This window comes from Lentzea sp. NPDC004789 (assembly GCF_053601075.1).
Map to the genome: position 1 here is coordinate 1 of NZ_JBSGBE010000063.1, position 1140 is coordinate 1140.

Below are 1140 nucleotides of genomic sequence, written 5' to 3' on the forward strand. Positions count from 1 at the left end.
GCTTATCGAGCATGACAGATATCTAAATAGAATGGATGGAGGCGCAAATGAAAAAAGGCGCTAAGCCGACGAAGCCAAAAACCTGCCGACAATGCAAAGCCAAGTTCACCCCTCGCAATACCCTTCAAATCGTCTGTAGTCCATCCTGTGCAATCCAACACGCAAAGCAGCAATCAGAGCGCAAGCAAAAGCAATCTGAGGCATCTGCACGCCGTGAGTGGAACAAGCGCAAGGCTGACGCGAAGCCATTGAGTCATTGGATTGCTATGACACAACGAGCCTTCAACGACTACATCCGAGCCAGGGATGAGGGAAGTGGCTGCATTAGCTGCGGCAGTACAACGGCAACGGAATATCACGCTGGTCACTTCAGAACGACAGCGGCGGCCGGTCAGCTCAGGTTCAACGAAGATAACTGCCATCTGCAGTGCGCATCCTGCAATGTCCATCACTCCGGTGCAATCACTCAATACCGAATCAATCTCATCACGAAAATCGGCGCTGAGCGAGTCATGGTGCTTGAAAGCGACAACAACCCACACCGATACACCCGCGAAGAGTTAGACGCGATTAGAGCGCGTTACAGAGCGAAATTGCGGGAAATGAAAAAACTCCAGGAGGCAGCCTGATGTTCACAAGCATACCTGCAGCAATCGAAGAGGCGAGATTCCTCCGCGCGCTAACCGGCAGATGTCATGGAGTGGTTCAGCGTCCCGGCGGAAACATGGTCGTTAGGGTAATCGACCGGCGAGGCATGCATACGTTGTTCACCACAAAACAAGACCGCCACGGAACGGTTAAGACGGAGGGCATATCGTGAACATCAGTAAATTTGAGTTGGACGATGAGCAGCATCAGTGGGTTAATGGCTGGCTTGAGCTGTGGGGCGCATGGGTTTACTCAGGCCGACTCGAGCGACGCATGAGCAACATGATCGCCAAGTTCATGGAAAGCGTAGAGCCAAGCAAAAATCCAAGCAGGCCGATGTGCAATGGCGATGACGGAATGTTGATTTCTCAGGTCGTAGATTCCGTCATGTTTATCGACAAGAAAGCCTTTGGCATCCTGCTCAGCTACTACGCTCATGGTTCTTCTAAGCGAGCCATTGCATCTTACTATCACGCGACCGCAAAGCCCCGC

Annotated in this window: 2 protein-coding genes; both read left to right on the forward strand. The window is 52.1% G+C overall.

The annotated features are described in order from the left end of the window. Positions 1-47: 47 nt before the first annotated feature. Entirely contained in the window at positions 48-629 is a 582-nt protein-coding gene (locus ACWEIJ_RS46070) for a recombination protein NinG (RefSeq protein WP_350590804.1), read from the forward strand. A gap of 187 nt (positions 630-816) precedes the next feature. Further along, positions 817-1140: antiterminator Q family protein (locus ACWEIJ_RS46075; protein WP_449843630.1), on the forward strand; the 324-nt coding region annotated here is incomplete at its 3' end.

Excerpts from the sequence above, each read along its gene's own strand:
- ACWEIJ_RS46070 (WP_350590804.1), top strand. The coding sequence starts at position 48 with ATGAAAAAAGGCGCTAAGCCGACGAAGCCAAAAACCTGCCGACAATGC.